Genomic DNA, 223 nt, shown 5'->3' with positions numbered 1-223 from the left:
CGTGACCGGCGTCGAGATGTTCCGCAAGCTGCTGGACAGCGGCGAGGCCGGCGACAACATCGGCGCCCTGCTGCGCGGCACCAAGCGCGAGGACGTCGAGCGTGGCCAGGTTCTGGCCAAGCCCGGCTCGATCACGCCGCACACCAAGTTCAAGGCCGAGGCCTACATCCTGACGAAGGAAGAGGGCGGCCGCCACACGCCGTTCTTCACCAACTACCGTCCG

Annotated in this window: 1 protein-coding gene; it reads left to right on the top strand. The window is 67.7% G+C overall.

Annotated elements, in window-relative coordinates; all coding sequences use genetic code 11:
* Window positions 1-223: EF-Tu/IF-2/RF-3 family GTPase (locus tag WFI16_RS26915; RefSeq protein WP_419900923.1), on the top strand; the 223-nt coding region annotated here is incomplete at both ends.

Origin of the sequence: Roseomonas sp. USHLN139 (genome assembly GCF_037145735.1) — a bacterium.
Taxonomy (GTDB): Bacteria; Pseudomonadota; Alphaproteobacteria; order Acetobacterales; family Acetobacteraceae; genus Pseudoroseomonas.
Note: the sequence above shows the minus strand (reverse complement) of the source record. Positions and strands in the feature narration are given on the sequence as shown.